Annotated in this window: 8 protein-coding genes; 2 read left to right on the top strand and 6 right to left on the bottom strand. The window is 61.5% G+C overall.

What is annotated here, in order from left to right:
* Positions 1–407: 407 nt before the first annotated feature.
* Both QMO14_RS32815 and QMO14_RS32810 read left to right on the top strand, forming a co-directional pair.
* Positions 408–1,280, top strand: coding sequence for a glucose 1-dehydrogenase (locus QMO14_RS32815; RefSeq protein ID WP_301512303.1), 873 nt, complete (start codon positions 408–410; stop codon positions 1,278–1,280).
* A gap of 10 nt (positions 1,281–1,290) precedes the next feature.
* Positions 1,291–1,689 (top strand): VOC family protein, encoded by a 399-nt coding sequence (locus tag QMO14_RS32810; RefSeq protein ID WP_301512302.1) that lies wholly within the window; start codon positions 1,291–1,293, stop codon positions 1,687–1,689.
* 40 nt (positions 1,690–1,729) lie between these two features.
* Here QMO14_RS32810 and QMO14_RS32805 read toward each other — a convergent pair whose 3' ends face one another.
* From QMO14_RS32805 to QMO14_RS32780, 6 genes are all read right to left on the bottom strand, one after another.
* A complete protein-coding gene (locus QMO14_RS32805) occupies positions 1,730–1,981 on the bottom strand; it encodes a hypothetical protein (RefSeq protein WP_301512301.1) in 252 nt (83 codons plus the stop codon).
* A gap of 24 nt (positions 1,982–2,005) precedes the next feature.
* Positions 2,006–2,314, bottom strand: a complete 309-nt coding sequence (locus QMO14_RS32800; RefSeq protein ID WP_301512300.1) for a hypothetical protein — start codon at positions 2,312–2,314, stop codon at positions 2,006–2,008.
* Between the two features lie 306 nt (positions 2,315–2,620).
* A complete protein-coding gene (locus QMO14_RS32795; RefSeq protein WP_301512299.1) occupies positions 2,621–3,160 on the bottom strand; it encodes a DUF421 domain-containing protein in 540 nt (179 codons plus the stop codon).
* Positions 3,161–3,191: 31 nt separating this feature from the next.
* On the bottom strand, positions 3,192–3,902 hold the full coding sequence (locus QMO14_RS32790; protein ID WP_301512298.1) for a glycosyltransferase family 2 protein: 711 nt from the start codon (positions 3,900–3,902) through the stop codon (positions 3,192–3,194).
* Positions 3,903–3,956: 54 nt separating this feature from the next.
* Positions 3,957–4,304: a DUF2934 domain-containing protein gene (locus QMO14_RS32785; RefSeq protein WP_301512297.1), complete on the bottom strand. Its 348-nt coding sequence runs from the start codon at positions 4,302–4,304 to the stop codon at positions 3,957–3,959.
* Between the two features lie 48 nt (positions 4,305–4,352).
* Positions 4,353–5,003: DJ-1/PfpI family protein (locus QMO14_RS32780; protein WP_301512296.1), on the bottom strand; the 651-nt coding region annotated here is incomplete at its 5' end.

Below are 5,003 nucleotides of genomic sequence, written 5' to 3'. Positions count from 1 at the left end.
GGCACGCAGACAGCGAGGCGCCAAGCCATGCTGATGGCCCAATGTCCGGAGGTATTCGGCATCGCCACCACGCCGGGATCGAGGATTCGGCTGCCGCCGACGCCATCAACGGGTAGGGCAAGCAACAACGAGATGTGAGGTTTCGAACCTCGCACGCACGATGTCGCTCGCGCAGCAATCTCCGTGCCGCGCCCGCCGGCCGGCCAGGCCGGGATCAAGGAAGAGTAGACCTTCGCGATGGACCGTGTTGCTGCTGCGCAGGCCGCGGTGGCGGCGCGTTTTTAGAACGGGGCATGAGCGCCCGCTGATTCGCGAAGCTAAGGCATGAGGTCGAGCATTTGTCCGATGGAAGCAAGAGGACCGATGCATAACTTGAGCATTGATTTCATTAAAAAATGGAGCGCACCATGACACATCCTCAGCAGGCAGGCCCCCGCCCACCCTTCGACACCCAGGAGCAGGTTCCCCCCGGTCTGGAGTCGAAGATGACACCGCGACCCGACTTTGGCGAGTCCTCCTATGTCGGCAGCGGCAAGCTAAATGGGAAGGCCGCGTTGATCACGGGCGGCGACAGCGGCATTGGCCGTGCCGTGGCGCTCGCGTTTGCGCGCGAAGGCGCCGACGTACTGATCTCGTACTTGGCGGAGGAAGAGGACGACGCGCAGGCCTGCAAGAGGCTGGTCGAACGCGAGGGACGGCTGTGCGTTGCAGTGCCGGGGGACATTTGCGACGAGGCGCATTGCAGGAAGCTGGTCGACACGGCGGTGCAGCGCTTCGGCAAGCTAGACATCCTGGTGAACAACGCGGCGTTCCAGATGAGTCATAAAGATCTTGGAGAGATCACCGCAGAAGAGTTCGACCGCACTTTTCGCACCAATGTCTATGCCAACTTCTTTCTCTGCAAGGCCGCCGCGGGGCATATGAAGCCGGGCAGTGCGATCATCAGCACCGCCTCAGTCAATGCGGACAAGCCGAACGCCACGCTCGTGGCATACGCGGCAACGAAGGGCGCCATCCAGAACATGTCAGGGGGCATGGCGCAACTGCTGGCCGAAAAGGGCATCCGTGTGAACTGCGTAGCACCTGGTCCCTTCTGGACGCCGTTGATTCCTTCAACGATGCCGCCGGACAAGGTGAGGGAGTTCGGCACCCAGACGCCGATGAAGCGTCCGGGTCAGCCCGCTGAACTGCAGGCGGTGTACGTTCTGCTGGCTTCTGACCAGGCAAGCTACATTTCCGGCGCGACGATCCCCGTGACGGGCGGCGTACCGTTCATCTGAGACAGTCGCCATGTTCGCCCACATCCAGATCGGCGCGAGAGACCTGCCGCGGATGTGCGCGTTCTACGACCGCGTGCTGGTTCATTTCGGCCTCGAACGCACAGTGCCCCTTGAGGCCGTGGGACCGGCGGGACTCGTTTGGCGGATACCGGGGCGGCGCTGGCCGCAGTTCGTTGTCGGCACGCCGTTCGCCGGCGGCGAGGCCTCGGTGGGCCATGGCACGCAGGTGAGCTTCTTGGCCGGCGCGCGGTCCGCGGTCGACGCCGCCTGGCAGACCGCGATGTCAAATGGCGGCGTGGACCAGGGCCTGCCTGGCTTGCGGCTGCGCTACGCGCCGGACTTTTATGCCGCGTACTGCCTCGACCCCGAGGGACACAAACTCTGCTTCGTTCACACAATTGAGAAGTAGACAGGCGCGGGTGTTTGCAGACCTCACGTTGTCAAGCAGCTTAGATGCGCCGGTTTTCGAGAATTTCCTCGAGCACTTCTTCTAGGGTTGACCAAGTCGGAAACAGAATCGCCTCGTCTGATGAGTTCCAGCGACCGCCGGCGGACTTGAGCTGCGTGGCGAGCTCTTCCTTTGCTCCAACGAGCGCGGGCTGCGACCACCCAACTTTAGGAAGGGTTTCCCGTACTTCGCATCCCAGGCGAATCGCCAGTTCTTGAGCGCGCAGTCCGCTACGTCCAGCAGGAGAAAGCATGACGGTCCTCCAAGTATTCAGTCTTCAGTTACTGTGTTCGCTTGCGAGGCGCGATTCCCATTCCTGAATGAAGTAGTCGACGCGGAACTGCAGGCGTGCGCGGGCGGTCTCTCGACTTTCCTGCTGTGCAATCACGAACACGCAGCGAGCTTCTCCTCCCTGGCACAGCTCAGCCTTTCCCACGAAAGCATCATCGGCGTTTTGCGTCAGCGTGACATAGCACTCCCAACCTACAGGAAGGTCAAGATCGAAAATTGAAGACGACATGACCGCAGAGTAGGCGCTTTCGCTGGCCAAATCCAGCTTTCCGAGGCTCGCATGGTTTTTTGACATTCGGCCAAAAGATCCGTTTTTTCGAGGCAAATGCTGGCCCGCGCGCCTCTTCTCGGCGCGTTAACGCTTTCGCATTGCGCTGCGCCCTGACGCTCGGAAGAAGGCGAACGTGCCACTCGAGCGACGTGGACTATGAAGGCGTGACCTACTAGTTCTTTGGAATGACAGCGGTAGTACAGAAAGCCAAGGATGCACAGGCGTTACTGGAGAACGATTGAAGCAGGCTTTCGCGTCTTCACTGCATAGCGTCGGACAAAGACGAGGAGAGGAGTGGATGAGGAATACGAGAGAAGATCTGAGTTGCGCTCAAGCACCAGGGACGCCCGGCCCTCGAGAGGCGCCGCCGGGCGGCGACTTGCCATTGTCCCCCCTCTTGAAAACGCTGAGGGTGCCATCGCTTTCAAGACGGGCGATGCGCACCTCCGCTATATCTTCCACGCCTTGCTCGCGCAATTTGCCATCAAGCTCTTCACGCGTAATCATCTCTCGCTTCATGGCGCGCCGGTTGACTTGGCCGTGGCGTACCAGCACTTCCGGCAGCGGTTCTAGAAATGCTGCAACTGCGGGCGACCTGAAACTAAGCCAGTCGAGCACAAAGTTCCAGGCGATCAAGGTGGAAAGCAGTACCAAGCCGTCATTGATGGACTTGTATTCGCCCTGCATCGCGTTGCTCGAGGCATCCGCGACGAGCACCACAAACAGCAGGTCGGCCACGCCCATCGATCCAATGTCGCGGCGCAGGACGAATCGAAATACAAGAAGCAGGAACCAGTAGACGACGGTGCCGCGCACAACCATGTGCCACACCGGAAACTCGCGGGCAAACAGTTCAAGAAGATCGCTCATGCATCCGCTTTGGCTATAGGTGCGTCAATTTTCACGGCGGAATCGCCGCAGGCTGCAGCGGAGCTGCAGCCCCGGCTAGACGCTGTGCTACGGCATTCAACAAGGCGCCGGCGAACCCACCCGGTGCTCTCGCGTCTACGCGCGCGCTCGTTACCACGCGCGGCAACGAGCTCCACGCAACCCGATAGCCCGAGGCGACCAACGCCGCTACCAATGTTTCGTCTTCTCCGCATACGAGATGTTTGAAACCGCCAACGCTTCGGTAAGCATCTGCAGACACGCCTAGGTTTGCCCCATGCACATGACGATGGTCGTCCCGGTCGAAATAGGTTTCGCTGAAGTGCGCCTGGAGCAACTCGGCGTTGCAGCCGTGAGGTGACCAGTCCTGGACGCCAACCGTGCCGCACACCACGTCGGCCTGCAATGCGAGCTGGTTGGCCAGCCAGGCTTCGGAGACCACGGTATCCGCATCGGTGAACGCGAGCCATCGAGCGCCGCGCGCAAGCAGGGCCTGTGCTCCCACGGCGCGCGCCATGCCGACGTTGCGTGCGCGAACGCTGACCGTCATCGCACCGGCAGCGGCAGCCAGCACACAAGTTGCGTCGGTGCAGTCGTCCAGAACAACGACCGTTTCCACTGGCTCGCCCATCAAGGCACTGTGCTGCCCAGCACGTCGGACAGCGGCAAGACAGGTGCCTATGGCCTGTTCTTCGTTGTGCGCCGGGATGACGATGCCAATCATGGGCTTAGCTCCGCTGCGGTGATTCTTTTATGTAGATGGCGGCACATGTTTCGTCTATGTACCGCTTTGTTGATTCACCTTCGCTTCAGCCTCAAGCCAGTCGCTGGTTGCGTCGCCGGGCGCGCCATTCCGACGCAGGTACGCTTCATAGGCGGCCTGCCGGATCGCCTCATCGCGAGCTTGAGTGCCCGCTTGAGACTCAACTGAGTCAGCTTGCCCTTGCGGGGAGGAGACGTCGGCTGACTGCTCCACGTTTGCCTGCGCCTCCTCACCCGGGTAACCATGTGACTTGTTCGCTTCGCGCCCCATGCCACTCCCCTCGGCGGGGCTGTCCTCACCGACGGCCCGAGCCTGGTCGATGTTGACCGGGGACATCTGTTTCTGACCACCGCTTTGTTTCATGATGACTCCTTTCGTAGGTCGCCCCCGAGGGGGCGAGGTGTCGTTTGATCAGGCCTTCGGCGGATCGTTTTCACGCCCGAAGTGACGGTGAGCGCCCATTGCGGCAATGAAGGAAGCTATCCCTTCATCCGCCCCGGCAGCGTCAACGAGGATGAGACCAGGGTCTTCTGCGCCATCTGGCATCGTCAGGGGGATTTGCGCTTCAGCTAGCAGCGCTTCCGAAGCACCGAAGGCCAAAATGGTCTTGCAGTGCCAGTACTGGTCGCGCAGGAACTCGAGGGTGTGGGCGTCGGCGTCGAGCGCTTCGACCGCCTCGGCGCCGTCCGGCAACACGAGGGCGTCGAAAAGGAAGCCCGGCGAATTTTCCATCGTTGCATCGGCTTCGAATTTCTCGCCGCCTGCACCGACATAGGTGCCGAGACGGGCGGCAATCAGACGCGGGATGGCACCCGCTGCAAAGAGGGAAGTGATCAGCTTTTGCAAGGATGCACCCTCGACGCCATGGTCGATCAGCACGGCCACCTTGCGCGTGCGAATGCCGCCATCGCCGGGCCGGGCCATCAGGGAAAGCGCGGGCGACGCCTCCACCTCTGGCGCAGCCGGCGTCTCCAGAGCCTTGGGCAACGGCGCAGGGAGTTCCATGCCCAGGTCTTGTGCGACACGTTGCGCGAGATCCGGCGCTGCGTTCAAAAGGCTGGC

The organism is Variovorax sp. CAN15 (assembly GCF_030462475.1).
Lineage (GTDB): Bacteria > Pseudomonadota > Gammaproteobacteria > Burkholderiales > Burkholderiaceae_C > Variovorax.
Note: the sequence above shows the minus strand (reverse complement) of the source record. Positions and strands in the feature narration are given on the sequence as shown.

What these genes read in the sequence shown, in the direction of transcription:
- QMO14_RS32800 (WP_301512300.1), bottom strand. Translation starts at nt 2,314, where the DNA reads ATGTCAAAAAACCATGCGAGCCTCGGAAAGCTGGATTTGGCCAGCGAA.
- QMO14_RS32810 (WP_301512302.1), top strand. Translation starts at nt 1,291, where the DNA reads ATGTTCGCCCACATCCAGATCGGCGCGAGAGACCTGCCGCGGATGTGC.
- QMO14_RS32795 (WP_301512299.1), bottom strand. Translation starts at nt 3,160, where the DNA reads ATGAGCGATCTTCTTGAACTGTTTGCCCGCGAGTTTCCGGTGTGGCAC.
- QMO14_RS32815 (WP_301512303.1), top strand. Translation starts at nt 408, where the DNA reads ATGACACATCCTCAGCAGGCAGGCCCCCGCCCACCCTTCGACACCCAG.
- QMO14_RS32805 (WP_301512301.1), bottom strand. Translation starts at nt 1,981, where the DNA reads ATGCTTTCTCCTGCTGGACGTAGCGGACTGCGCGCTCAAGAACTGGCG.
- QMO14_RS32785 (WP_301512297.1), bottom strand. Translation starts at nt 4,304, where the DNA reads ATGAAACAAAGCGGTGGTCAGAAACAGATGTCCCCGGTCAACATCGAC.
- QMO14_RS32790 (WP_301512298.1), bottom strand. Translation starts at nt 3,902, where the DNA reads ATGATTGGCATCGTCATCCCGGCGCACAACGAAGAACAGGCCATAGGC.